Below are 25,608 nucleotides of genomic sequence, written 5' to 3'. Positions count from 1 at the left end.
CTGGATAGACTGAACAGCAAAACAAAAACCGCGGAATTTTTTGAATGTATTTTTAAATAAATTTTTTATCGAAAAATCATCCTGCATGTATTCCGTTATTTACTAACTTAAAACCAGGATGCCATTCGGCAGCGTATGTGCCTTCAAGTCATAGGACTGTTGAATTTGCAGCAATACGGTATCCAGCGACGCAATCGCAAAGCGACCGCTGACAGCACGATTATTGAGATGACTGGCGAGCAAGACGACCTTGCCCGGACGATAACGATTGATTTCGGCGACCACTTTGTCCAATGGCGTTTGCCAAAAAACCAGGGTTCCCTTGCGCCAGGCGGACCAGTCCGCCAGTGCCACTGTCGCGGGCGGACTCAAGGTATCGGCGTCATACACCACTTGCTGCCGCGCATGTACGCGTCGCTTCCCAAGCGGATGCTCAACCAGCACTTCGCCTTCTATACAGGTCACGCACACCTTGTTATCCAGGTTCCGCACTTCGAAACGGGATGCCTGCGCAATACTGCGCCCCGCTCCTGCATTCACGCTAAAGGCTTGCGCTGAAGCGCTCAGGTCGATTGCCGTTTCACCCGAAATCAGCTTGATGCCGGCCGGAGTTTCACCCTGCGCACTTAGCCGGTTCACACTGGTTTGTGTATTCATTTCCAGATTGACACCATTTGCCAATGCAAGCATGCGCTGTTCGCCGGTAACGGTACGGTAATCGGCCTGCCATTCATTGAGTGCCGGCCATAATCCCAGCGGCGGATAAACAATCGCAGCACCGGCCGCAGCAGCCGTTCCGGTCGCAAAGCCCAAAAATGCACGACGCCCATGCCTGCTCCCAGCCAGCCGTGTTCCGTTCGCAGCGCGCACCGCTTCACGCTGTGCCACTTGCGCCAAAGCCGGGTCCAGCATCTGCCACAAACGCTTGGCTTCGGTAAATGTCGTCCAGTGCAAAGGACTTTTCTCACGCCAGCGCCGGAAGCCCTGGATATCCAATTGTGTCGCTTCACCCGACGCAAGACGACGCAACCAGGCCTGCGCTTCGCGCTGGATCTGGTCTTGCTCCGTCATTCCGCTATGTGTGTCTGTATTCATTGCTTTCTTGCGAGCGAAGATGTGCTTATCTAGGTAAGACAACTTGAAACGATAAAAACCACATTTTATTTTTCCGCCCGGTCGATGCAGGCGGCGCAATAGTCATGCGCCTTCTTCAATTCCTGCTCGACCGTCCGTAACGAAATCCCCAATTTTTTTGCCACTTCACGTTGCGGCAAATGCTCCCAGCGCACCATGATCAATATCTGCCTGCGCCGGAGCGGCATGCGTTCGATCACCGCAATCAGCGCCGCCAGCTCGGACTTTGCTTCCAGCGTCTCGGCCGGCCCCGGCTGCGGATCGGGATGCTCTTCCATCACCGCTTCCAGCTCGCTCTCGGTTGCTAGGCGACTTAAACCGCGTTGCTGGTCATATGCAGCATTGACCGCAATCCGCAGCAAATAAGCCAACGGATCACGCACATTGCTGATCTCCTGCCCGCTTTCCAGGCGCAACCAGGTATCCTGCAAGGCGTCTCCCGCCAGGTCTGCGCTACCGAGCCGCCGCGTCAGTCGATATTTCAAATCGTCATAGCGTGACAGCAGGAAATTACGCAGGATCAGGAGTGCCGTATCAGACATAACCGGCCCTCAATGTGCAGCCGGGCATTCCACACCAGGCGCAAGCGCGCGTGGCAGGATAACCATGGTGAAAGGTTGCGCAATCTCGGGCGGCGGCGTGCGTTCCAGTCGCACCGCGTTGAGCGTATCGAGAATATTCACATCCCGTGCCTGTTCACCGGTCGATGCCAGTAGCTCCGGATTCCAGATCTGGCCGGCCGCATTCACAAAGAAACGAACAGGAATTCGATAGTCGCCGTGCACTATGCGCTTGTTCCCGCACAGCGCGTCCCGGATACGCATCTGGATCAGGCCGTCGTATTGCCGGATTCTAAGTTGCAACTCTGCGCTGTCTTTTGCTTTGGCTGGTTCCGCAGACGGTGTATCTATCAAACGCAACACGAAGGCATCATCCTGGTTTGCGGTCCTGGTATGACGCGCCATCAGGCCGGTATCGTTCAACATGATCTGCAAGGCGACCAACGGTGTATAGAGTCCCTGCACCGCGGATGCCATCCGATCAGCTACCAGGGCAGCATCAAAGAAAATCGGCAATCCGGTTAGCGCACCGTATCGGTCAAGCGCCAATGCCAATGGCTGGCGTGGAATAGAGAAATGGATGGCTGCCCCAGACTCTTGCCCGGTGTCGGAAGTGGTATTGCCCGGTAACGATGGCGGGCGCAACGCGGCTGAAGATTCCGCGCGTACGCCTCCCTGCGTTGTCAACATGCCGAAACAAAGCAGGCATGCAGACAGCGCAAGCACACTGACTGATGCCGGGTTGCCTGTCATTATTCGAAGGTAATCTCTGGAACAAGGAGTCAGGACGGAGCACGCCGTCCAGTTGAACCATCGGCAGACTACACAAGAATCGTGACAACTCTATGACAAAGGAGGAATGGGCGATGGGCTACTTGGGAAGATGTTTCGATTTGAACTTCTTCCACAATTTCTTTACTTTCTGTTCATCTTCGGCTGCGCGTGCAGCCAGGTAACCACGGATGAAACCGGTCATGCCGGTCAGTCCGGACTGATCCTTTTCGATTTCCAGCAATAAGTCATCGCCGACCGCAACATCATTCAGGCTACCCAAGCTGTCCTGCAGTTCAGCCAGTGCCGCGACATAAGCCTTGGTCTCTTTCGATGGATACAGGGACTGGAAAAATTCGGTGTCATAGCGCATTTTCTTGGCCGCGATGCGAACCCGATGGCGTGTCTGGGCATCCGCATCCTTCAATTGATGTCCGCGCTTTTTCAAGCGTCGCTGGTCGTGCTCAAGCATGTCCCGTGAAAACATCTTCAGCCGTTTTTTTAAATCCTTGCCCTTCAACTGCGGCAGGGATTCGCGCCATTCATTGCCCTGCAGCCAGCGCGCAAACGACAATACAAGCCGGGTATAACGAGCTGAATCGACCGCTTCCGCCGCAACGCGATGCAGTGCAGCGGCTTTGGTCAGGGCTGCCTGTTTGACCTCTTCCAGCTCACTGTCGTGAACTTCAAGCCTGATTGATTCCAGCGTCTTGGTCGCCAGTACATCCCAGTCGCGCGCTTCGCTGATTGCATCTGACAACCAATCCAATTCCTGCTGCAAATCATCAGGAACGACGATAACTTCTTCAAACAACTTAAAAGCTGAACGCAATCTGCGCAGCCCTATGCGCATCTGGTGCAGGCTATCGATGTTATCCGCGCCCGCCACCCCCGCGGCATTCGCCTGGATTTGCTGGAAGCAATTTCCGGCTATGGCCTCGAAGACCTGGTTGATGGACATTTTTTTGGAAAGAAGCAGACCCTCAGCCTTTACAGCCGCAAACTTCCTTGAGGTATTGAGCGCGTATCCTCGTTCGGCCTTGTTTTCATTTCCGATCCGCAGTGGCAGCTTCTTGAGCAACTCCAAAGCAAAGTCAAAGAGATGCAAAGCCTTGCCCGACTTCAGTTCGAGTTCGATTTCGCAGATCGGCTCGCTGTAATTCAGCTTATTGACATTTCCTTCATCCAGCACGCATTCGATTTCATCTCCGGACGGCAGTTGCAGCTGCCATATCGTTCTGTGCACAGACGTCGTAAAAATCGGATGCAGCCGGGCCGCGATCCGTGGCGATGCAATCAACTCATCCCACTCACCGTGCACATCGATCAATTTCCTCAACGCATACAGATCGGGTTCCGGCTTATGGACCTGCGACTCCCACTCATGTCGCTGATGCAAGCCATTGGCGACATTTCCACCAGCCTTCAAGGTTTGCGTCCAGGTTTTACCCACCTGCCGCACCCGCAAGCCGGCACCGCATTTTTTCAAATCGTGATCATCGGTATCGAAATAGATATCCAGCTGGTTTTGCTCGACCGGATTGGCCTGCGCATATTTCCTGATCAGTGGATGTTTCTTGAAAGACTGGACATCTTGCGGGTGTATGAGTAACTTCAGTTCGACTTCCATGTCATCCCACTTTCGTTTTTTAATTGTTTAATGACTATATTAAGCGCACCGATTTTTTCCGGCAGATGAATTTGGCAGGCATGCGGTAAAAATAGTTCAAATTTTTATGCAAGCGGGTGCATTCTTCTATCAGTCACTACATTGCGTCATCAGACTGTCATATTTGCTGCGTAAAAAATAAAGGAGATATCCAAATGCATGGATATCTCCTTTAAATATTCCCGGCAGTAAACGCTTAAAAATCAAATACCGTTTTTAGCATGACAATACGGGGATCACCGACCGGAACCGCATTCGCACTCAAGACGCCGGCGTAGTAATCTTTATCGAATATATTCTTGACGTTCAACATAAGCCGATAGCCTTTTCCCTGATAGCTGACGCTCGCGTCAGCCACCGTGTAGCCGGGTACCTGATATGTGACAGCAGGACTAGTCTTGCTGCTTTCATGCCGCAAACCCACGCCATAGCCCCATGCAGACAAGGCACCGCCGAAGCGATAGTTTGCCCACAGGTTGCCGCTGCGTTCCGGTACGTTTTGTACCCGCTTGCCAATATTGCTCAGATTGGTGTCTTGCGTGATTTTTGCATCGACAACGGATGCAGCTGCACTGAGGGTCCAGCCATTGCGTAAATCCGCCACCAGTTCCGCTTCATAACCTTTGCTACTCTGTTCTCCTACCTGGGTGCTGAAGCCGGGATTATTCACATCACTGGTCGTCACATTCTTTCTGGTGAGGTCGTAATAGGCGAAGGAAGCATTCAGACGCTTGTCATCAGATTGAAATTTCAGCCCCAGCTCGGTTTGCTTCCCCTCTTCCGGTTTGAACTGGTTCTGGAATGCATCGGTTCCCGCGACCGGAAGGAAAGATGTCGCATAACTGATGTAAGGCGCGATATTCCGCGTTACCTGATACATCAACCCGACATTGCCGGTAGTTGCATCACTATCTTCTTTCTTGCGACTGCCCGATGCCAATAGCAATGTTTCCGTCGTCGCCCTGTCATGGCGCAATGCCATATTCAGGGAAAGCTTATCGTTGAATTTGATCTGGTCCCGCACATACAGTGCCGTGTACGAAAGATCCGTTTGCGCCCTCGTCGTTGTGGCACAGGAACGTATGGCCTTGCCATACACCGGACTGTAAACATTTAGGGGATCAATTGCGCAACGCTGGCTGTACTCCTTCAATTTGTCCTGATTCAGGTCCAGGCCAAACATGATCGCATGTTGCGCACCACCAAATGCAAACGTGCGTTCAATATTAGTATCCAATGCAGCACTACGTTCCGATATATCCTGCAACAATACATTCCGTACGACATTTCCACTGGCCTGCAATGGCCCGTTCAAACTGACCAGGGCGCCTTTCAGGTCCATATCGAGGAAACGGAAGTTTTGCCGCAAGGTCCAGCCTGAATCAAAGCGATGTGTCAGCGCATAACCGAGTGTGCGTTGTGACGCATCATATGGACCAACGCTGGGATCGCTTGTAAACAAACTATTCCTTACCGCACGACCCGGCGCAGCCAGGATAGATCCCAACACCGGCAGGCCTTGCTGCCGTATATATTGACGTTCATTGATGGCGGCAAGAATCGTGAAGTCAGTCCGCGGTCCCAGATCGAGCGAGAGCGATGGCGCAATGTAGCGATTCTTGGACCAGACATAATCTGTCGGATCGTCCGCATCAGACGCCATGCCGTTGATGCGGAAAGCAGCCTTGCCATTTTCCGATTGCAAGGGACGGCCAAAGTCAAAGGTTCCCTGGCGATAGCCATAGCTGCCAACCGTAAATCCGATCTGGTTGAAGGCATCGCTACGCGGGCGTTTGCTCACCATATTGACGATGCCGCCCGGCTGCATCTGCCCGAAATTGATCGATGCCGGTCCTTTCACAATCTCGATGCTCTCGACGCCGTATACCTCCTGCGCGATCCAGTTACTCTGGCCCAACTTCAGTCCATCGACATAGATAGACTCGGATGCACGTTGTCCGCGGATCGAAAAGTCATCCCAACCACGACGGCCAAAGCCCCCGGAAGAGACGCCAGCCGTACTTTGGATCGCTTCATTCAACGATGTGACCTGTCGCGAATCCAGATATTCACGCGTCAACACTGAAATAGATTGCGGCGTTTCGAACAAGGGCTTGTCTGATTTCGTACTTGAGACCGCCTTTTGCGCGACAAAGCCATAATCCTGGCTACTGGTCACCTCCACTGCCGGCAGGGTATTTTCTGCGGCACCGGGTGCAACTTGTTGCGCCAGTACAGATGTCACGGAGAGGGAGGAAAGTGCAAGAACGGCAAAGCGCACTGCGGCGACTTCGGGACGAAGCCGATGAAAAGTAGACATGAGGAGCATTTAAATGAGAATGATAAACATTATCATTATGTGCGGAGAGCCTTACCCTGTCCAATTATTTAAAATCCGCTGTTGTATGTATCCACATCAATCCTGAACCGGTTCATTAGGCCAACAGCGGCGACCAACACCTCAAGCGCGCTTGTCTCCGCTCAACAAAAAGCCCATGCAATGCACGGGCTTCTTGTTGAAATACTGCGAGTTATCCAGGCGACCTTGCTTACTTCGCCTTCGTCAGCGTCGTATAGCTGGTAATCAGGTTGCGATAATCCGGGATGTGATTGGAAAACAGCGTACCCAGACCTTCGATATCGTTGCGCCAGTCGCGATGCAATTCACAGGCGACACCAAACCAGCTCATCAGTTGTGCACCCGCTTGCGACATGCGGTCCCAGGCGGCATCGCGGGTGATTTCATTGAAGGTGCCGGAAGCATCGGTGACGACAAAGACTTCATACCCTTCGGCCAGTGCGGACAAGGCCGGGAATGCGACACAGACTTCAGTCACTACGCCGGCGATAAGCAATTGCTTTTTACCGGTCGCCTTGATGGCCTTGACGAAGTCTTCGTTATCCCAGGCATTGATCTGGCCCGGACGGGCGATGTACGGGGCGTCGGGAAATTGTGCTTTCAATTCCGGCACCAGCGGGCCATTCGGGCCATCTTCGAAGCTGGTGGTCAGGATGGTGGGTAATTTGAAGTAGGCAGCGAGGTCGGCCAGCGCCAGCACATTGTTTTTGAATTTGTCCGGATCGATATCGCGTACCAGCGATAGCAAACCGGCCTGGTGATCCACCAGTAGAACGGCAACATCGTTTTTGTCGAGGCGGGTGTATGGCTTGCTCATGGCTATTGCTCCTTTAAATTAAGAATCTGTCTGGGTTGTTGGCGGATCGTTCCGGCCACAGACGAACAATAATTCTTAAGACAAAAGTGCGATAGATAGCAATTTTTACTCTTAGCGTCCTATTTAAAGAACGATCACTTAGGCAAAACCATCCTTCACGGGGATTCCAGCAAGCGCGGCCCGGCCCCCTGCTCGGACAATTGATCGCCCGGATTACGCAAGCCGCAATGCTCGATCGAGAGGCAACCACAGCCTATGCACTGGTCGAGCTGGTCACGTAATTGCGTCATTTTTGCTATGCGTAGATCCAGCTCTGCGCGCCAACCGGCAGACAAGCGCGCCCAGTCATGGGTACCTGGTGCACGGCCTTGCGGCAAGCTTGCCAATGCCGCGGCGATGGATGCCAATGGAATTCCTGCGCGCTGCGCCACCTTGATCACGGCGACGCGACGCAAGACATCACGTGCATAGCGACGCTGGTTGCCGGCGTTGCGACGACTGAAGATCAAGCCTTTCGCCTCATAGAAGTGAATCGCAGATACCGCAACACCACTGCGCGCAGCGACTTCGCCTACCGTCATTTCCATGTGGATGTGTTCTTTATCGATTTTTTTCATCGCGCCTATTGACCTCAAGTTAAGTTGAGGTTTTACACTATTTTCACATCGCACGGCAAGCCCTGAAGCGCATGAGTGCAAACCGGTGGCGCATGCAATTATTTCTTTTTAACTGTATGCATATACAGTATATTATCAGCGCGCCGATTTATTGGCGCTCCATCTAAAACGACGCACAACAGCATTTGGAGGTTCGATGTCCGCACTGCTACCAGCCCTTGCAACTGGTGAATTAACCAGAACGAATGAAAAAATTAATGTTGCGCTGATTTACGGCAGCATCCGTGAAGGACGTTACTGCGACACTGTGGCGAACTGGGCTTGCGCGCAAGTCCGCAAGCATCCGCAATTCGCACTGGAAATCGTGGATCCGGCCAAGCTATCCCTGCAACCGCAACTGGATCGCAAAGAAAACGTGGACCTGAATGTGTTACGCGCATGCCTCGACCGGGCCGATGCCTTCATCGTGATTACGCCTGAATACAACCACGGCTACCCTGCTCCGCTCAAGCACCTGATCGACTCGGTCTCAAGGGAGTGGCAAGCCAAGCCGCTGGCCTTTGTTTCGTATGGAGGTGTATCAGGTGGTTTACGTGCAGTCGAACAATTGCGCCAGGTATTTGGCGAATTGCATGTAGCAACCATGCGCAACAGTGTCAGCTTCGCGAATGCGTGGGAACAATTCGATGAGCGCGGGCATTTATTCGCACCGGCCCGCGCGGAAAAATCGATGGAAATGATGCTGGCACAATTGCATTGGTGGGCCGGCGCGTTGAAGGATGCACGCTGCAGTATTCCTTACGGCATCGTTGCGACCTGAGGCAAGCTTTCCCGTCCAGGAAGGCTTGCCCGAATTACTTATTTCTTGCCCGGCTGGACGATCACGGTACAAGTCATCCCTGCCACCAGCTGATGATTTTTATCCAGATCGTCTATGTGTATACGCACCGGCACCCTTTGCGCCAGGCGTACCCAGTTGAAGGTCGGGTTGATATCGGCCAGCAACTCGCGACCGGTGCTTGCATCCCTATCGGTAATACCACGTGAAATGCTTTCGATATGGCCCTGCAACGCCGGACCGCCGCTCATCAGGCGTATCTCGACCTTATCGTTGACCTTCAGGTAAGGCAATTTGGTTTCTTCAAAATAGCCGCTGACATAGTAGGAATTGCTATCGATCACCGCCAGCTGCGGCACACCTGCAGTGGCAAAATCACCGGCATATACATGCAGGTTGGTGACATAGCCATCCACCGGTGCACGCACATCAGTACGCTCCAGGTTCAATTGCGCAGTATCACGCGCTGCGGCCGCTGCCTGGTATTTGGCACCGGCAATCGATGACAGTGAAGCAGCAGCTTCGCGATTCTCACTGGTGACGATAGACGCATCCAGGGTACTGCGTCGTGCCGCTTCCTTGCTACGCATGCCTTTCTCTGCCTGTTGTGCCGCCAGTGTTGCTTCGGCTTGTGTCAACACATGTGCATAACGGCTTTTATCGATGCTGAACAAGATATCGCCTTTATGCACGAACTGGTTATCGCGCACCGCGACATTCGTCACGATGCCGGATACATCCGGTGCAATGTGGAGGATGTCTGCCTTGACACGACCGTCGCGCGTCCATGGCGAATACATATTGTCATCCCACAGGTATTTGCCGAACAGGATGGCAAGCAACAGGAATACACCGGTGATGATGTAGCGGAGATAAGCGGACGTACGCATGAGAGTGATCCTCTGTTAGAACTCATTTCACAAATATCCGTGAGTGCAAACGCGGCTATTTGGGAGGTAGTGCAAGGCGTGTCGCTTGCCAAGGGTGGTCCCCTTGGCAAGCGACGCAACGCAGCAATACGCCCAAATAGCCCGTTCCCTCCGGGTTCTTACCAAAAGCGGCGCTGGCCGCGTTGTGCTCCTTGCGCATAGGCTACTATGCGACGCGTCGCACGCCTTGCCAGCACCGCTTTTGGTAAGAACGCATCTCACGGCGATTTGTGAAATGAGTTCTCTAATAAATGATGAGCGCAAGTGCGCCGAATATGCAAACCAGCAGGCACAACCTGAACAGCGAGCGATGCCAGACATGTTTATAGATACCAAAGTGGCCGCACAGCCAGTCAACACCGATGTGGATGACGACCGCCAACAGGAACACCAGCAACAGCGACGGCGCCAATACGCCAAAAATGGAAATCTCACGCGGCATGGTTGCTTGCTCCGTTTAATGCAGCTTCAGTAGAAAATTCATTCAAGGACTGGTCCAGCAAAGATGCATGAATCAGGTGCAGGTCGGTCAATGCGCGCTGCAATTGCGCAGCTTCATTTGCCTGCAGCGTGTCCTTATCCAGCAACAGGCTACGCAACATCGCACCCGCTGCCCGTATTTCTATCAACGCACGCGCATGCTGCGGCGCCTGCGGCTTGCGGAAGTAATCAGCGAGGCTGGCGACGCATTTTTCTTTCGCCACCCGCGCCGGATGCCCCGGTTTCAGGCGTGCACTCAAATCACGCAAATCGATAATCGCATGGCCGATTTCCAGCAAGGTAATGGCCTGGTTCAGCGTACGACGCGTCGCCGCATCGGCGGTACCACGTATGCTCATGCTCAATTGATTCAGCAAGTCACGTACCCTGCTTTCAAAATGATGACGCAGGTTGGCTGTATCGCTGATGCACAAGCGCAAGGCTTCACCCCACAAGGATTCGGCAATATGGCGCCGCGAACCCTGCTTATGTTCCGGCAGGATCAGTGCAAACATCAAACCGGCAAGGATCAGGCCGAGGACTTGCGCCATGCTGTCATTGATGAAATTCAACACATCGAAACGCATCAGGTTTTCCGGTGCGATCATTTGCGCAAACATAAGGTTGAAACCGATACCAATACCGGCCACCTTGCGCCAGGTACTGATATACGCACCTACCAGCAAAAATGGCAGCATTGCCAAGACCAGCATCATGTAACCTTCGACATGGTTGAGCATGAAGAATGCACAGAAGAATGCAAATGGCGTAGCACTTGCAAAACCCAAGGTAGTCTGGCGGATCAAACCACTCGGATCAGGCGATGATGCAGCCAGTCCGCAAAAAATAACGGTGATGATCACAGCGCCACCGGCACTCGGCCAGTTCAGGCCATGCCAGGCCAGGGTCAGCAGCAACAAGGCGGCGGCGCTACGCAAACCGGCAGCCAGCGCAATCATCGGTGGCGTCTTCGCGCTATAGCTGAGTATCTGTCCGGCAGTCCTGGCCGGTTTGTCGGACAGGCGCTTTGGCAAATCGTGATAAATCACCACCAGCTGATAAAACTCGTCGCTGAAGCGCTGCATCAATTCCAGCGCGGTATCCAGGTTTAATCTCTGCTCATCGTTGTATTCATGCCGACGGAAATCCTCGCGCGCGTCGGCAATCATTTGCGATAAAAGCGCATGCAGGGCTTGCAGCTTGTCACGTGTAATGCCGACTTCGACTGCGGTACGCGCCGGGATATTCGTGACCAGCAAAGCCTTCGAAAATGCATCATACAAAGGCAACATCACATCCGGCACCAGCATATCGCCGCGATTACGCAAGCGCTGCATCAATTGATGCAAGGTGTGGAAAGTCGTCAGGCCCACCATCGCGGCGGCATTGAAAGCGTGCAGTTGCTGGTTGCGCGTACGGATATCGCCGGCTTCAAAGAAAGCTGCCGCACGACCGGATTCCAGCGCGGCTACTTCAGTGGCAAATTGCAGGTGCAAGCGTTCCAGTTGCTCCGGGCTCAAGCGCCCTTGCATCGCATCACTGCACAACTGCGCAATATTGCGATACAGACGACGCACCGCCTGCACCAATTGTTCACTCTGGTGTTTGGGAAACAAGGCATCGTTCACCAGGGCGGCACACAAGATGCCCAGCGAAATTTCCGTCACGCGCGACACAGCGAGGTTGAAGACATGCAAAGGTGCATCGATCGCCGGTACTGCAATCATGCATGCGGTATAACCGGCCAGCACAAAACCGTAAGAGCGCGCATTGCGCATCAAGGCCGAACCGGCAGTACAAAAGCCGACCCATACCGCAAGTGCGATGAACAAAAGCATCGCCTGCTGCGGGAACAGGGCCAGCAGCGTCAGTGCGGCGGCACAACCGACCAGTGTGCCTAGCAGGCGATAGATACTTTTTTCTAGTGCCATCCCGCTGCTTGGCAAGGCCACGATGAAGACAGTCATCATCGCGCTGCGCGGCGAATCAAAGCCGAGGCGGAAAGCTATCCATAAAGCGAGGAAGGCGGCCAGTAAAGTCTTCAGCACGAAGATCCAGCGCTGTCCTTCCGTGTCCAGCCAATCTTGCGCAATCACGCGTGCCCGTCTATGCCACGCGGCAGGCGGTGCCGGTGTTGCAGACGGTGCTTCTGATTCGACAGCGGTATTCATTCCGGGCTTTTGGCTTCCAGGTTGGCCAGTTCCTGCCGCAGCATGGTTTCCTGCAGCGCGAGCTCTTTCTCTTTAAGGCCGTCATATGTTTGATGCAAAATGGCCCAGTAATCCGGTGACACTTGTTCGACCCGCTTACGGCCAGCGGTGGTCAGTGATATCTCTACACTGCGACGATCTTCCAGGCTGAAGCGGCGTTTGATCAAGCCCTGCTTTTCAAGGTCATTGCAAATACGCGTCAGGTTCGCCGGCTTTTCCGAACAGGCATCGCCGAGGTCGGAGGCGCGCTGGGTTTCATCGTCGGAACCGTACAGCACCATCAGAGCGGTATAGCTGACACTGGTCAGGCCATGTTCCTTCATCACCGCATTCAACTGGTCCTGTGTGCGTTTCTGGATGTGATAAGCGAGACGGCTCAAGGTCACCAATTGCTTCGGATGCTCAGGCATGCGCTCGCCGCAACGCGCGATACGGCGTACGGTACTGTCAAAATTACTCATGGCTTGTCCTTGTTACTGTTCATATTATTCACAGCCGGCTTGGCACCATTTGCGTCAACTGGTTCCGGCTGATAGCCACCACCCAATGCCAGCATCAGTGCCGCATGGCTTTCCAGCATGCGTGCGGTAATTTGCGCGCGCTGCTGTTCCTGCGTGAGCAAGGCGACTTCACTATTGAGCAACACTAGGAAATCCGTCATGCCGGCGGCAAAACCCTTGCTGGCCAGTGTACGTGCCTTGCTTGCCGTCACCAGCGCGCCATCGTTCAAATTCTTTTGCTGTTGCAGGGATTGTGCGACGACCAGCGTATTGGCCACGCTTTCCAGCGCATGGATCAGCGTACCGTTATAACTCTCGACCGCAATATCGTAGGCTGCGGTATGCGCCCCCAGGTTGCTGCGCAGGCGACCACCATCAAAAATTGGCAATGAAATAGCCGGTCCTATGCCGCGTATAGCTGAATCACCCTTGAGGAAATTGGAAAAACCTATACCCTGGAAACCAATGAAAGCCATCAAGTTGATATCCGGATAAAACGCAGCTTTAGCCGCTTCAATTTGCTTGCCGGCCGCTTCCACCCCCCAGCGGCGTGCGGCGACATCCGGACGCCGACCAATCAGGTCAGCCGGCAATACGGCAGGCAAACGCAACCAGGCATTGTTATCCAGCGCCAGCGTCGGACGTGTGATCTTCTCGCCTTCTGCCGGGCCTTTGCCGGTCAGTGCCGCCAATTGATTGCGCAACACAACTATCGCTTCGTCGTATTGCTCTATCTGTATATGCAAAGGCGGGATGGCGGCTTCCAGCTGCGTCACATCCATCTCGGTTGCCAGGCCGGCGGCCAGGCGTTTATGCATCACCTGCAAACCTTTTTCGCGATGCGACAAGGTGTCTTCGGCAATATCCTTCAACGCAAACTGCAGCGACAATTGCACATAGCTGCGCACGATATTGTTTTCCAGCGCCAGTCGCGCCATCTGCGATTCTGCCGACGACACTTTCACTTCATCCAGCGCCGCTGCCAGTTCCTGACGATGCCTACCCCACAGGTCCAGGTCGTAAGTCGCTTCTACCGCAACCCGGTTATACCAGGCGTAATTCCCTGCTTCCGGTGGCGGGATGAAGTCGTGCGCGGAGAATAATTGACGTGTCATGGAAGTCGACGCACTGACATTCGGCAAGGTAGCCGACTCCGCCATCCCGGCATAAGCCTGGGCCTGGCGCACGCGTGCCTCCGCAATATGCAGGTTCGGACTGTCGCTCAAGGCGGTAGCGATCAGCGCATCCAGTTGTGCATCACCATATGCATGCCACCACTGCTGCTGCGGCCATTGCGCGGCATCGTTGACGGCCGCTTGCGAAATGACCGTGCCACCACCCAACGCGTTCGCATCCATGCGTTGCGCCTGTGGTTTGATATTGCCCATATCCGCACAGGCGCTTAACAGCACCGTCATGCAGGCAATACCCAGATAAGCAATTCTTCGATTCATGATGCAAACATCCGTAAATTTGTGACCGGGTTTTATTTTACTCCAATATATTTTACTAATGAACTATAATTTTGTGAAAATTTACAGATGACTTATTTCATCAACATACCACCTTAACAATATAGATAAAGCGACAAGATCATCCAGTGGAATATCTGGCAGGAACAGTCGTGGGCTTAACAACTGGCGCTTTAAGTGTTGCCTGAAATCATCATTGTGCATTTCCCTGAATAAGCGCATAATTAGTTCGCGGTGAGGAAACTCGCCCAGGTTTTGCACTTTCCACTATAGGACTGGCGAAACCCTCATATCAAGCCTGCTACCTTTTGGTCGCGGGCTTTTTTGTTTGTGGCGCTGAATTGGACCCACAAACAAATAAGAAATGTCGACAATTGCCGGCACCAAACTCTTAAAATGATCACTCCTTATTCCCGATATAACGCCCTCCTCAAGCTTTACCCATAAAACCAGGAAAAATGTATGGCAATGGAAGGAAGCACCAGCCAGTTAGTTGGCATCGTGACCTTATTGGGCGCTGCAGTAATAGCCGTACCGCTCTTCAAGCGCATCGGCCTTGGATCGGTTCTGGGCTATCTGGCCGCCGGACTGGCCATAGGCCCATCAGGCTTAGGCTTGATGTCGGATGCGCAAACCATCATCCATGTTGCCGAACTTGGTGTCGTCATGTTCCTCTTCATCATCGGCCTGGAAATGAAACCCTCGCATCTGTGGAGCTTGCGGGGACAGATTTTCGGCCTGGGCAGCATGCAGGTGGTGGCAAGTTCGATCCTGCTCACAGGTGTAGGCATCGCCTTCGGCTTCCCGTGGCAAGTCTCCTTTGTCGCCGGCGCCGGCTTCGTACTGACCTCGACCGCCATCGTCATGCAAGTACTCAGCGAACGCGGCGACATACAAACACCCAGGGGACAACGCATAGTCTCCATCTTATTATTTGAAGATTTGCTGATCGTTCCTTTGCTGGCGATCGTCGCCTTCCTCGCACCAGCCGATGCCGCCGCCACCCATGGCGCCCCCGTTTTGCAAAAGATTATCTTTGCCGCCCTTGCCCTGACCGTACTGATAGGTGCCGGCATCTGGCTCCTGAATCCGCTATTTCGTGTACTGGCCAAAGCTAAGGCGCGCGAAGTCATGACCGCCGCCGCCCTGCTGGTAGTACTCGGTGCCGCACTCCTGATGGAACTGGGTGGCTTGTCGATGGCGATGGGAGCGTTCCTGGCCGGCGTCCTGCTGTCGGAATCTACATTCCGCCATCAACTGGAAGCAGACATAGAACCGTTCCGCGGCTTGCTGCTGGGCTTGTTCTTCCTCGGCGTCGGCATGGCTTTGAACCTTGATGTCGTCGCCAGCAACTGGCGCATCGTCGTTGCCGGCGTATTGGCGCTCATGATGGCTAAAGCGTTCTGCATCTACTGCGTAGCACGGCTGGCAAAAAGCAATCACGCGGAAGCAATCGACCGCGCCATACTCATGGCACAAGGTGGCGAGTTCGCCTTCGTACTTTTCACGGAAGCGCTCAAGCTGAATGTGATTTCAACTGAAATCAATGCCAACATCACCGCCATCGTCGTACTCTCGATGGCCTTGACCCCGATGGTGGTGGTACTGCACAAACGCTTTGGCGGCAAAATAGTCGCGTCACTCGATGGCATGGAAGAACCAAGGGATATCCAGGCCAGCGTCCTCATCATAGGTTTTGGCCGGGTTGGCCAGATTGCGAGCCAGGGTCCGCTCGCAAAGGGAGCCAAGCTATCGATTATCGATAGTGATCCGGATGTCATACGTGCCGTTGAACCTTATGGTTTCAAGGTCTTTTATGGTGACGGCGGGCGCCCGGATATCCTGCACGCTGCGGGTGCACTACAGGCATCAGTCATCCTGGTATGTATCAACGATAAAAACGCTGTCACCAGAATTGTAGAGACGGCAAAACAAGAATGTCCGAATACAAAACTCGTGGTACGCGCCTTTGACCGTGAACATGCCCTTGAGCTAATCAAACACAATGCCGATTTCGTCGTTCGCGAAACGTTTGAAGCATCGTTGCAAATGGCAAAGCAAGCCGTCATCCTGCTGGGTTCCGAAGTACAGGAAGCCGAAGATTTGATTGCTGAAGTACGCAGCCGCGATGCCGAGCGCTTCGCGCTGGAAACGACCGGTGGCCTGTTTGCCGGTCGTGCGCTGGTCTTGGGGAATATTGAATACATCCCACCACCGAAAAAAGCGGAAGACCAGACCACCAATTAACGGCCCTGCTTTATCGCTTTTCGTATTTTTCAAATATAGATCCAAAATAAAAAGCGACCTGATGGTCGCTTTTTTATGCCATCGCATGGCTGCCATGCGCCAAGTTGGTCGCTGCATCCAGGACACTCCATCAACTGGCGATGGCATAATGGCAGCTTCAGTCACCATCACAGCGATGGGCCAGACTAAGCACATTTACCCGATAAACCTTGGCACAGAGAGCATCTGTACTTTTCAAGCTCATTATCTGCCTCCCCATAAACAGCTCGGAAGAAGCGCTTCATGATCAATCTTGAACAGATGGACCTAATTCTTGAGGCTTTGCCGGATCCAGCGTTCATCCTGTCTCGTAGTGGAAAATACGTTGCGGTGTTCGGCGGCCGCGATACGCGCTATTACCACGATGGTACCGGTCTTATCGGCCTGTATATCTCAGACGTGATCAAGCCTGAGAAAGCAAACTGGTTTCTCGAACAGATAGACAAGGCACTGGAATCCCGAAAATTACTGGTCGAAGAATACGAACTGAGTAACCGGGATGTAAAAGGCCTCGACGATGACGGCCCCAAGGACCCGATCTGGTTTGAAGGACGCATCCAAGCCCTGAGCTTTTTGGTAGACGGCGAAGAGGTAGTGCTCTGGGTCGCGAGCAATATTTCAGAGCGCCATCTTCTGGAAGGCAAGCTGAGGGAGTTAAGCGATACCGACCAGCTGACCGGCCTGTTCAACCGAAGAAAACTCGAGCATGATCTGACATTGCACTACGAGTCATTCGTTCGGTATTCCCTACCGACTTCCATCTTTATATTTGACCTGGACAACCTGAAGAAAATCAACGACACCAAAGGACATCTCGCAGGGGATGAAATTATCCAGGCGGTGGCCAACATTTGTCGTTCAGCGATCCGGAAAGCGGATACTGCGTGCCGCTTCGGTGGTGATGAATTTGTGATCGCCATGCCCAACACCGGGCTTGAGCAAGCCATGCAACTCGCTGAACGTTTACATGATCGCTTCAGGCAAGAGCTAAACCGGTTTTCAGTAGAAGATACTGTCGTCACAGCCAGCATAGGCGTGACAACCATGATGCCGGAAGATCGCTCATACGAGGATACCCTCAAACGGGCAGATCGCGCGTTGTACGAAGCCAAAAGCATGGGTAAGGACAGGATAGTTCCGGCCTGAGACGGGAGGCGATAGCAGCCCTCCCGTTTTGACGATGCAAAGCAAGTGTCGCATTGGCCACGCGAACATTTAGCGTCGTGAAGAAACGACGATGCCACCAACAATCAATATGAAAGCGACGCCGTGATAGAGGTGCGGCATCTCGCCGAGGAAAGCGGATGACATCAGCGCGGCAAACAATGGCGTGAGGTTGCTGAAGAAACCGGCAATGGTCGGCCCCACCCTTTGCACGCCCAGGCCCCAGCAGCGCAAGGCGATGATGGCAGGCCCTATCGCCACGAACATCAACGCCGCCACCAAAGGCCAGCTCCAATCTATATACAAGTCACCCAGCGCCCATTCACCGGCCGTAAACAAGCAAGACCACGCAACGCCAAATGCAACTTGCGCCAACAGGAAGGCAGCCCAGTCACGGCGTATCTCTTCCGGGTCCTTCGGCAGCGTCAGCAGCCAGCTATAAAAAGACCAGACGATGGCTGCGATGATCATGAAGATATCGCCGGCGACCAGCCGCAGCGCCAATAACTGCCGCAACTCACCGCGGCTCAACACGATCAGGACACCGACGATGGATAAGACCGCACCTACGGTCTGCTTGTGTGAGACCTTCACGCCAAAGAACAGGGAACCAATCAGCAGCATCCACACCGGCATGCTGGCCGCCACCAGGGTCACATTGATCGGTGACGAAGTTTGCAATGCCAGGTATTGCAAGGTGTTATACAAGCCGACGCCGAGCAGGCCCAGCACGGAAAAGCGCCGCCAGTTACGCCAGAACGGGCTATTACGCCGAAAAATCCAGCTCGCCAGTGGCAACAGGATCAACATTGCGATCGCCCAGCGCAGCAAATTCAATGTCACCGGCGGCACCATCGCATTCACGGACCGACCCACAATCGCATTCCCGGCCCACATCATGGGCGCAAGCGTGAGCAGCAATACAGTCGATGGCGTTATCTTGTGAGTCATGGAGGAAAAAGATAAAGCCTTTGCAGGTCATAGCCATGCAAAGGCGAATAAATCAAACAATCGGAGAGGATACTTGATAAGCCTGACTTGTGTCTGACACCGTAAACATCTGTCACGACAGCCGTGTTACGGGCTTGCGTCTTCCACTATGCGATTCGACACTTCAATCAGATTGAAATCAGGATCGCGCAGGTATAGCGACAGGATAGGACCGGTCGCACCGGTACGTCGGATCGGCCCTTCCAGCACGGTAACGCCGCATTGATTGAAATGCTGCAGCACCCGGTCCAGCGGCACCGAAGTGATGAAGCACAAGTCGGCCGAGCCCGGCGTCGGATGCTCGGCCTTGGGCTCGAATTCCCTGCCGTGCTGATGCAAATTGATCTTCTGATTCCCGAAAGTCAGCGCCTTGCGCCCGGCACCGAAAATCACGACTTCCATACCCAGCACACGCTGGTAGAAAGCGATCGTCAGTTCTATATCCTTAACCGTCAGGACGAGGTGATCCAGTTGATCCAGTTTCATATTTGATCCCTTTATATTGAATGCAGTTATTCAACACAAAAAAGTCACCTCATTTCCGGCACTAGCATCCGCCCTGGCGCCTCACCGCACTCAAAGCGTTGCCACATTTCCTCATAAGCCCATTCCAGATGGTATGCAAAACGTTCCGCATCGAATAAAGGAGATGTTTTAATTTTATGCTGTAATTTTCCTCGTACGGCCGATAAGGCATCCGGATTCGTAGCCAGATCGAAGGCCAACTCTTCATATTCCGACAATGAATGCGTAACCAACTCAGGCATCCCTATCGCATTCAACACGCTTTGCCCTACCCTACCCGCGAATGTAGAACCAACACAAGTGACAACGGGCACATTCACCCACAATGCATCGCTTGCCGTTGTATGTGCATTGCATGGCAAAGAATCCAGGAATAAATCTGCCCGCGCCACTCGTGCCAGGTGCTCAGGCAACGGCATATTTTTTGCGAAAATAATTCTCTTCGGATCAATGCCGCGCTTTAGGGCTTCATTCCGGATATTTTCCTCAAAGCCACCGGCTTTCGTCAGCAACCATAAAACGCTGTCATCGACCCGCTTTAACAAATTCATCCAGATAGAAAACACTGCCGGATTGTTTTTATAGGTGTTATTGAATGAACAGAATACGAACCCTCGTTCCGGCAATCCGCAATCTGCGCGCGTAGGCAATGGCTGGCTTACCTCACGGTTTCTTCCATTTACCTGATAACTATCGGGCAAGAAAACAATAGATTCAGAATACAGCGCTTCCTCTTCGTCAGGAATCAAAAACTTATCAGCGATCAAATAATCGACGTACTCAGCCCCCAAAGTCCCTGGATAACCCAAATAACTCACTTGAATGGGGGCAGCACAATAAGTAAAAATCCCCGGTCTTCCATCATCTGTATAACCTTTTAAATCAATTGCGATATCAATTTTCAATTCGGATAGCAGTTCTGCGATTTGACGATCGCTCTTACCCTGTACATCTATAAACTCATCAAAACTGGCATTCAACTCTTGTCTTGTTCGACTAGCGTCGTTCGGGCCATACGATATTGCAATCACATCAAACCGTTTGCGGTCATGTTTTTTGAACAGCTCCAGCATTAGAAATGCGGTAGCGTGCTGGTGGTAATCGGCAGACAAGTAGGCCAGCCGAATACGTTCATGCTGCTTCGGATTGGGCTTATGTACTGCCATTTTTGCCGGCGGATACAAATCTGTTGTGTACCTGGTGGTTACAAGCGATTGCTCCTGCGGCGAATTCGACAGAATAGCCATCACAAAAGGCGTCACGCATTTCTTGCCCTGATGAATTGATGTTTTCAACAATGCATAATGGTATTCAAGGTCGGACCAATCGCCAGCCATGAGCTTTGCATATAACAAAGAACCACGCGCCTCCTCAAAATCGGGATCAACGAGCAATACTTTTTCGTATTCACTCACTGCCTGCGCATACTGCTGTAGATGAAAAAAAGCATCGCCTTTGGTGCGCAAAGCCATGGCATCGTTAGCTTGCAATCTCAATACCTGGTTGCAACAAATGATTACTTTGTCGAATTGCCTCTGCTGCACAAAGACCCAGCCAAGATTTGTCCAGAGTTCGGCGGAATTTGGATTTAACTTGTAAGCAAGCTCGAATGCCTGGATAGCTTCATTTAAGCGACGTAAAGCACAAAGCGCGCGCGCCTTATCATGCAGTGCTTCAAAAAAGTCAGAATATAAACGAACCGCAGCATCGAAACACTTAACCGCTTCATCAAATTTTTCTATCTCATGGAATGCTTTTCCAAGGTAATACCATCCCTCGATAAAATCAGGCTGTACTGCCGTTGCACGACTCAAATACTCCGCCGCTTTAACGAAATCGTTTTGACGCCCGGCGATAAAACCCAACAAACGAAAAGCCTGGTGGTCATCCGGCCTTGCCTCGGATATTTCAGCTAATAATTTCTTCGCTGAATCCAGCTCATTTTTTTCATAAAAAGCCTCCGCAAGCCTGAAACTGGATTGGTACTCTTCTGTATTCAAGGCGCTGTTCCTATTCATTATTCTTTAAAGACACCATACTTCGTTGCAAAACAGCCAGAAGGAACCCTTACTTCGCCTTGATTTGCAGCGGACGTCCAATTATCTTTAAATTATGACATTCATAAGTATTGATATCTTCTTCAATTTGAAGTTTCAAGAATAATTTTTGGCGATCAGCTTGAATGCTGGTAACGATATTCCTGGGTATAACCGCCATAACCGTAGGAAGCCGCCCTGACATCCTGCACATAGATATAACTCTCTTCATGCAGGTTGCCGAGGATGCGCTCGAAACCGGCAAATGCTTCCCGGATGTACTGCGCCTTTTCATCCTTGGTATTGGTTTCATCCGTAATCTTGATATCGAAGTAAAAGCTGTTTTTCTTTTGCTCGCTCAAGAGATGGCCGCCAACCACCCAGCTATCGTGGCTCACATAATCGATGGCAATTGCGGTGACTTCGCGTTTCTTTTTCAGGATGCGGGTCGTCAGGTCCAGCAATAACTCGGCGATCTGGCCGGTCAATTCAGGTGTTTTTTCAGCACTTACTTTCACGTTCAGGATAGGCATTTGAGGCTCCTTTTTAGTTTGCCATACAACTACTTATTTAAAAAAACTCAGGCAATGACTGAGCGAACTTTTTTAACTTTGGTGACCGTTTCATCAAACTGTGCCGCGCCCAACTCTTTCTTCAGGCGTTTCGTTACTTCCCCACTGGCGGCATCCAGCTGTTCACGCAAGGCCAAACCCGCGGTACTCGGTTCGATCGCTGCTTCCCGCCCATCGCGTTCGGTCGCGACCCGCTGCAGCAGGTGCATCTGCTGCAAACCATCCAGTGTACGGGTCGCGGTCGAGCGAGAAATCGCCAGGGTCGCGGCCAGCTCACTCTGCAACATGCCCGGATTCGCCAGTACCGCGCGCAACATGAAGGCTTGCGCCGGCGTCAGGCCGAATGGCTTGAAAGCCTTGGTCCATTCGCGCTCGAGGACGCGGGCCAAAGCTGTCGTATTGAAATAGAGGCAGTGATCAAACATGACTGCAGCATAGATCAAAGTAATTCGCTATGCAACTAAATATTTGAAATATTTTTACATCCGTTTCTTGGCAATATGTAATAGTCTCGCCTATCCCAAAAGAACAGCCACCATGAGCCAGCCTTCCCCGCTTGATTTGCCGGCCAGCAGCACTGCACCGGAAACCGTCAGTTTCACCCAGGCACTGGGCCTATGGTTCAAACTGGGCTTCCTCGGTTTCGGTGGGCCGGCGGCGCAGATATCACTGATGCACAGGGAACTGGTCGAACAACGGCGCTGGATCAGTGAGAAACGCTTCCTGCATGCGCTGAACTACTGCATGCTGCTGCCCGGTCCGGAAGCGCAACAGCTGGCGACATATATGGGCTGGCTGATGCACCGTAGCAAAGGCGGCATAGTGGCCGGCCTGTTATTCGTCCTGCCCTCGCTGTTTTTCCTGATTACCGTGTCCTGGCTATATATTGCTTATGGTCATTTGCCCCTGATCGCAGGCTTGTTTTACGGTATCAAGCCGGCGATTACGGCTGTTGTCATACATGCGGTCCACCGCATCGGTTCACGTGCCTTGAAAAACAGCGCGATGTGGGCGATAGCGGCTGCCTCTTTCATCGCCATCTTCGCTTTCAACATTCCCTTCCCGCTTATCATTGCATGTGCTGCATTGCTGGCCTACCTCGGCAGTCGTTATATGCCACAGAAGTTTTCCGTCAATGGCGGCCATGGCCAGCCGGATAAATCATATGGTGCTGCGCTTATCGATGACGACACGCCACCGCCTGCGCATGCTCAATTCCGCTGGGCAGGCTTGTGCAAAATATTAGTGATAGGCGGTTTGCTGTGGTGTGCGCCGATGGCGCTGCTGACCCTTACGCTGGGCTGGCATCATACGCTGACGCAAATGGGCTGGTTCTTTACCAAGGCTGCTTTACTGACCTTCGGTGGCGCATATGCCGTCTTGCCGTATATCTACCAGGGGGCGATCACGCATTACAACTGGCTCACGCCGACACAAATGATAGATGGCCTGGCCCTCGGTGAAGCCAATCCGGGGCCGTTGATCATGGTGGTGGCCTTCGTTGGATTTGTCGGTGCTTATGTACAAGCCCTCTTTGGTCCCGATCTGCAATTCATTGCCGGTGCCACGGCAGCGATACTGGTGACCTGGTTCACCTTCCTCCCATCCTTCATTTTCATCCTGGCGGGCGGGCCGTTAGTGGAGTCCACCCATGGCAATCTGAAGTTCACAGCGCCATTGAGCGGCATTACTGCTGCCGTGGTTGGCGTGATCCTCAATCTGGGTATGTTCTTCGCGTATCACGTGCTATGGCCGACAGGCTTTAGCGGAGGCTTCGACTGGATCGCGGCCTTGCTGGCAATCGCTGCTGCTATCGCCTTGCTGATTTACAAGCGTAAAGTGATACACGTGATTGTTGGAAGCGCCCTGCTCGGCCTCCTGCTGAAAACCGTCGTGCTGTAAAAAACGGAGTTGCCACGCAGGTTTTGCATGGCAACTCCGTACAAAGAGAAAGCGCTGTCTTGCGCTATCCCAGACACATCAAATCAAATTTCTTCGTACAAAGGCAGAGTAAGGAATTCTGCAAATGCAGTCGCGGTCGACATTTCTTCGAAGATTTGCGCAGCACGGGCATAGCTTGGGCTGCTACCGTTAGGTGCTTCCTGTTTCACCTTCAACAATTCTTCCTGGATCATCGGACGCACCATCCCGGCCGTAATCTTGCGGCCGTCATCCAGCACGCCCTTGCTTGAACGTATCCATTGCCAGACTTGCGAACGGCTGATCTCGGCGGTTGCCGCATCTTCCATCAGGTTGTGGATAGGCACGCAGCCATTACCGTCCAGCCAGCTACCGAGGTAGTGGATACCGACGTTGATGTTGTAACGCAGGCCTGCTTCAGTGATAGGCGTTTCCGGCTGGAAGGCCAGCAAGTCATCCGCCGTCGCATGTACATCGTCACGCAGCTTGCCGATCTGGTTCGGTTTATCGCCGAGGACTTTTTTGAACTCCGTCATCGCCAGTTCGACCAGCCCGGGATGGGCCACCCAGCCGCCGTCGTAGCCGTCGATCGCATCGCGTTCCTTATCGATACGCACCGCATTCATAGCCAGTTCATTCTTGACCGGATCGTTCTTGATCGGGATCAGCGCAGCCATACCACCCATCGCATGCGCACCGCGACGATGGCAAGTCTTCAGCAAGAGCAAGGCGTAGGAACGCATGAAAGGTACGGTCATCGTGACCTTGGCACGGTCCGCCAGGCAAAAATCCTTGTCCAGCCTGAATTTCTTGATGCATGAAAAAATGTAATCCCAACGTCCGGCATTCAAACCGGCGCTATGGTCTTTCAGCTCATACAGGATTTCATCCATCTCGAATGCAGCGAGGATGGTTTCGATCAGGACGGTCGCCTTGATCGTACCTTGCGGCAGGCCCAGTTCGCGCTGCGTCATGACGAAAATGTCATTCCACAGCCGTGCTTCGAGATGTGATTCCAATTTAGGCAAATAGAAGAACGGTCCTTCACCGCGCTTTTGTAATTCATGTGCGTTATGGAACATGAACAACGCAAAGTCGAAGATACCGCCGGACACGCGCTTACCATCGACCAGCACATGCTTTTCATCCAGATGCCAGCCGCGTGGACGCACCATCAGGGTCGCGATCTTATCGTTGAGCTTGTATTGCTTGCCGTTGCGCTCAGTGGTGATGTTGCCGCGCACGGCGTCGATCAGGTTGAGCTGGCCCTCGATCTGGTTTTCCCAGTTCGGCGTATTCGCATCTTCAAAATCGGCCATATACACATCGGCTCCCGAGTTGAAGGCATTGATCACCATCTTGCGATCGACCGGGCCGGTGATTTCCACGCGGCGGCAGGCCAGCGCTTCCGGGATCGGTGCAATCCGCCAGTCAGCGGCGCGGATGGCGGCTGTCTCCGGCAGGAAGTCAGGACGTTCACCGGCATCGATACGTTTGGCACGTTGGACTCGTATCGCCAGCAATTCCTGACGGCGGGCTTCAAAGCTGCGGCTCAGTTTGACGACCAGCGCCAGCGCTTCAGGCGTCAATACCTGTTCGTAGTCTGCTTTGAATTCGCCTTCAATTTCTATTCCTGCCGGGATGTCTATCGTGCTCTCAGTCATGCTTGTCTCCATATATATTGAATCAGTGATGTACAACTCTGTGATTGCTACTACTCTGTTTCCACTTCTGCTTTAGATCGCATCCCCGCAAGGAT

22 protein-coding genes are annotated in these 25,608 nt (G+C 52.9%); 4 read left to right on the top strand and 18 right to left on the bottom strand.

Translation table 11 applies throughout. From position 1 onward, the window contains the following. Positions 1–102 precede the first annotated feature (102 nt). The 7 genes from ACFQPC_RS04180 to soxR form a co-directional block, all read right to left on the bottom strand. The gene (locus tag ACFQPC_RS04180) at positions 103–1,095 is read right to left on the bottom strand and encodes a FecR family protein (RefSeq protein ID WP_382270336.1); all 993 of its coding nucleotides are present in this window, start codon (positions 1,093–1,095) and stop codon (positions 103–105) included. A gap of 65 nt (positions 1,096–1,160) precedes the next feature. Continuing rightward, positions 1,161–1,676: an RNA polymerase sigma factor gene (locus tag ACFQPC_RS04175; protein WP_382270335.1), complete on the bottom strand. Its 516-nt coding sequence runs from the start codon at positions 1,674–1,676 to the stop codon at positions 1,161–1,163. 9 nt (positions 1,677–1,685) lie between these two features. After that, a complete protein-coding gene (locus ACFQPC_RS04170; protein WP_382270334.1) occupies positions 1,686–2,384 on the bottom strand; it encodes an STN domain-containing protein in 699 nt (232 codons plus the stop codon). 181 nt (positions 2,385–2,565) lie between these two features. Beyond that, positions 2,566–4,095 carry a CYTH and CHAD domain-containing protein gene (locus ACFQPC_RS04165; RefSeq protein WP_382270333.1) on the bottom strand — a complete coding sequence of 510 codons (1,530 nt, stop codon included), beginning with the start codon at positions 4,093–4,095 and terminating at the stop codon, positions 2,566–2,568. A 235-nt stretch (positions 4,096–4,330) separates the two neighbouring features. Next, positions 4,331–6,454 (bottom strand): TonB-dependent siderophore receptor, encoded by a 2,124-nt coding sequence (locus tag ACFQPC_RS04160; RefSeq protein WP_382270332.1) that lies wholly within the window; start codon positions 6,452–6,454, stop codon positions 4,331–4,333. 229 nt (positions 6,455–6,683) lie between these two features. Continuing rightward, the gene (gene ycaC / locus ACFQPC_RS04155; RefSeq protein ID WP_382270331.1) at positions 6,684–7,310 is read right to left on the bottom strand and encodes an isochorismate family cysteine hydrolase YcaC; all 627 of its coding nucleotides are present in this window, start codon (positions 7,308–7,310) and stop codon (positions 6,684–6,686) included. Positions 7,311–7,465: 155 nt separating this feature from the next. Beyond that, positions 7,466–7,927 carry a redox-sensitive transcriptional activator SoxR gene (soxR, locus tag ACFQPC_RS04150; protein ID WP_382270330.1) on the bottom strand — a complete coding sequence of 154 codons (462 nt, stop codon included), beginning with the start codon at positions 7,925–7,927 and terminating at the stop codon, positions 7,466–7,468. Positions 7,928–8,123: 196 nt separating this feature from the next. On the opposite strand from soxR, the gene ACFQPC_RS04145 reads away from it, so the two are divergent. Further along, on the top strand, positions 8,124–8,747 hold the full coding sequence (locus ACFQPC_RS04145) for an NADPH-dependent FMN reductase (RefSeq protein WP_382270329.1): 624 nt from the start codon (positions 8,124–8,126) through the stop codon (positions 8,745–8,747). Between the two features lie 38 nt (positions 8,748–8,785). Here ACFQPC_RS04145 and ACFQPC_RS04140 read toward each other — a convergent pair whose 3' ends face one another. The 5 genes from ACFQPC_RS04140 to ACFQPC_RS04120 form a co-directional block, all read right to left on the bottom strand. Further along, positions 8,786–9,655 (bottom strand): efflux RND transporter periplasmic adaptor subunit, encoded by an 870-nt coding sequence (locus ACFQPC_RS04140; RefSeq protein ID WP_382270328.1) that lies wholly within the window; start codon positions 9,653–9,655, stop codon positions 8,786–8,788. Positions 9,656–9,938: 283 nt separating this feature from the next. Beyond that, positions 9,939–10,136, bottom strand: a complete 198-nt coding sequence (locus ACFQPC_RS04135) for a DUF1656 domain-containing protein (protein WP_382270327.1) — start codon at positions 10,134–10,136, stop codon at positions 9,939–9,941. Then, a complete protein-coding gene (locus ACFQPC_RS04130; RefSeq protein ID WP_382270326.1) occupies positions 10,126–12,345 on the bottom strand; it encodes an FUSC family protein in 2,220 nt (739 codons plus the stop codon). Before ACFQPC_RS04130 ends, ACFQPC_RS04135 begins: the two co-directional genes overlap by 11 nt. Then, positions 12,342–12,845 (bottom strand): MarR family winged helix-turn-helix transcriptional regulator, encoded by a 504-nt coding sequence (locus ACFQPC_RS04125; protein ID WP_382270325.1) that lies wholly within the window; start codon positions 12,843–12,845, stop codon positions 12,342–12,344. The genes ACFQPC_RS04130 and ACFQPC_RS04125 overlap by 4 nt, the downstream gene beginning before the upstream one ends. Then, complete coding sequence (locus ACFQPC_RS04120) at positions 12,842–14,338, bottom strand: efflux transporter outer membrane subunit (RefSeq protein WP_382270324.1); 1,497 nt, start codon at positions 14,336–14,338, stop codon at positions 12,842–12,844. Before ACFQPC_RS04120 ends, ACFQPC_RS04125 begins: the two co-directional genes overlap by 4 nt. 480 nt (positions 14,339–14,818) lie before the next feature. Here ACFQPC_RS04120 and ACFQPC_RS04115 point away from each other — a divergent pair, with 480 nt between their 5' ends. Both ACFQPC_RS04115 and ACFQPC_RS04110 read left to right on the top strand, forming a co-directional pair. Beyond that, entirely contained in the window at positions 14,819–16,603 is a 1,785-nt protein-coding gene (locus ACFQPC_RS04115; RefSeq protein ID WP_382270323.1) for a monovalent cation:proton antiporter-2 (CPA2) family protein, read from the top strand. Positions 16,604–16,885: 282 nt separating this feature from the next. Further along, the gene (locus tag ACFQPC_RS04110) at positions 16,886–17,788 is read left to right on the top strand and encodes a GGDEF domain-containing protein (protein ID WP_382270322.1); all 903 of its coding nucleotides are present in this window, start codon (positions 16,886–16,888) and stop codon (positions 17,786–17,788) included. Between the two features lie 69 nt (positions 17,789–17,857). Here the strand turns inward: ACFQPC_RS04110 and ACFQPC_RS04105 are convergent, their stop codons facing one another. The 5 genes from ACFQPC_RS04105 to ACFQPC_RS04085 form a co-directional block, all read right to left on the bottom strand. Then, positions 17,858–18,757, bottom strand: coding sequence for a DMT family transporter (locus ACFQPC_RS04105; protein WP_382270321.1), 900 nt, complete (start codon positions 18,755–18,757; stop codon positions 17,858–17,860). Positions 18,758–18,883: 126 nt separating this feature from the next. After that, entirely contained in the window at positions 18,884–19,282 is a 399-nt protein-coding gene (locus ACFQPC_RS04100; protein ID WP_382270320.1) for a VOC family protein, read from the bottom strand. Between the two features lie 44 nt (positions 19,283–19,326). Then, positions 19,327–21,321, bottom strand: a complete 1,995-nt coding sequence (locus ACFQPC_RS04095) for an O-linked N-acetylglucosamine transferase, SPINDLY family protein (RefSeq protein ID WP_382270319.1) — start codon at positions 21,319–21,321, stop codon at positions 19,327–19,329. A gap of 173 nt (positions 21,322–21,494) precedes the next feature. Next, entirely contained in the window at positions 21,495–21,890 is a 396-nt protein-coding gene (locus ACFQPC_RS04090) for a tautomerase family protein (protein ID WP_382270318.1), read from the bottom strand. Positions 21,891–21,937: 47 nt separating this feature from the next. Then, on the bottom strand, positions 21,938–22,354 hold the full coding sequence (locus ACFQPC_RS04085) for a MarR family winged helix-turn-helix transcriptional regulator (protein ID WP_382270317.1): 417 nt from the start codon (positions 22,352–22,354) through the stop codon (positions 21,938–21,940). A gap of 112 nt (positions 22,355–22,466) precedes the next feature. On the opposite strand from ACFQPC_RS04085, the gene chrA reads away from it, so the two are divergent. After that, on the top strand, positions 22,467–23,831 hold the full coding sequence (gene chrA, locus ACFQPC_RS04080) for a chromate efflux transporter (protein ID WP_382270316.1): 1,365 nt from the start codon (positions 22,467–22,469) through the stop codon (positions 23,829–23,831). Positions 23,832–23,914: 83 nt separating this feature from the next. On the opposite strand, the gene aceB is transcribed toward chrA, so the two are convergent. After that, complete coding sequence (gene aceB, locus ACFQPC_RS04075; RefSeq protein ID WP_382270315.1) at positions 23,915–25,513, bottom strand: malate synthase A; 1,599 nt, start codon at positions 25,511–25,513, stop codon at positions 23,915–23,917. Positions 25,514–25,608 lie beyond the last annotated feature (95 nt).

The organism is Herminiimonas glaciei (genome assembly GCF_042664955.1).
Taxonomy (GTDB): Bacteria; Pseudomonadota; Gammaproteobacteria; order Burkholderiales; family Burkholderiaceae_D; genus Oxalicibacterium; species Oxalicibacterium glaciei.
The sequence above is the reverse complement of the archived record's forward strand: the minus strand, read 5'-3'. Positions and strand labels throughout refer to the sequence as shown.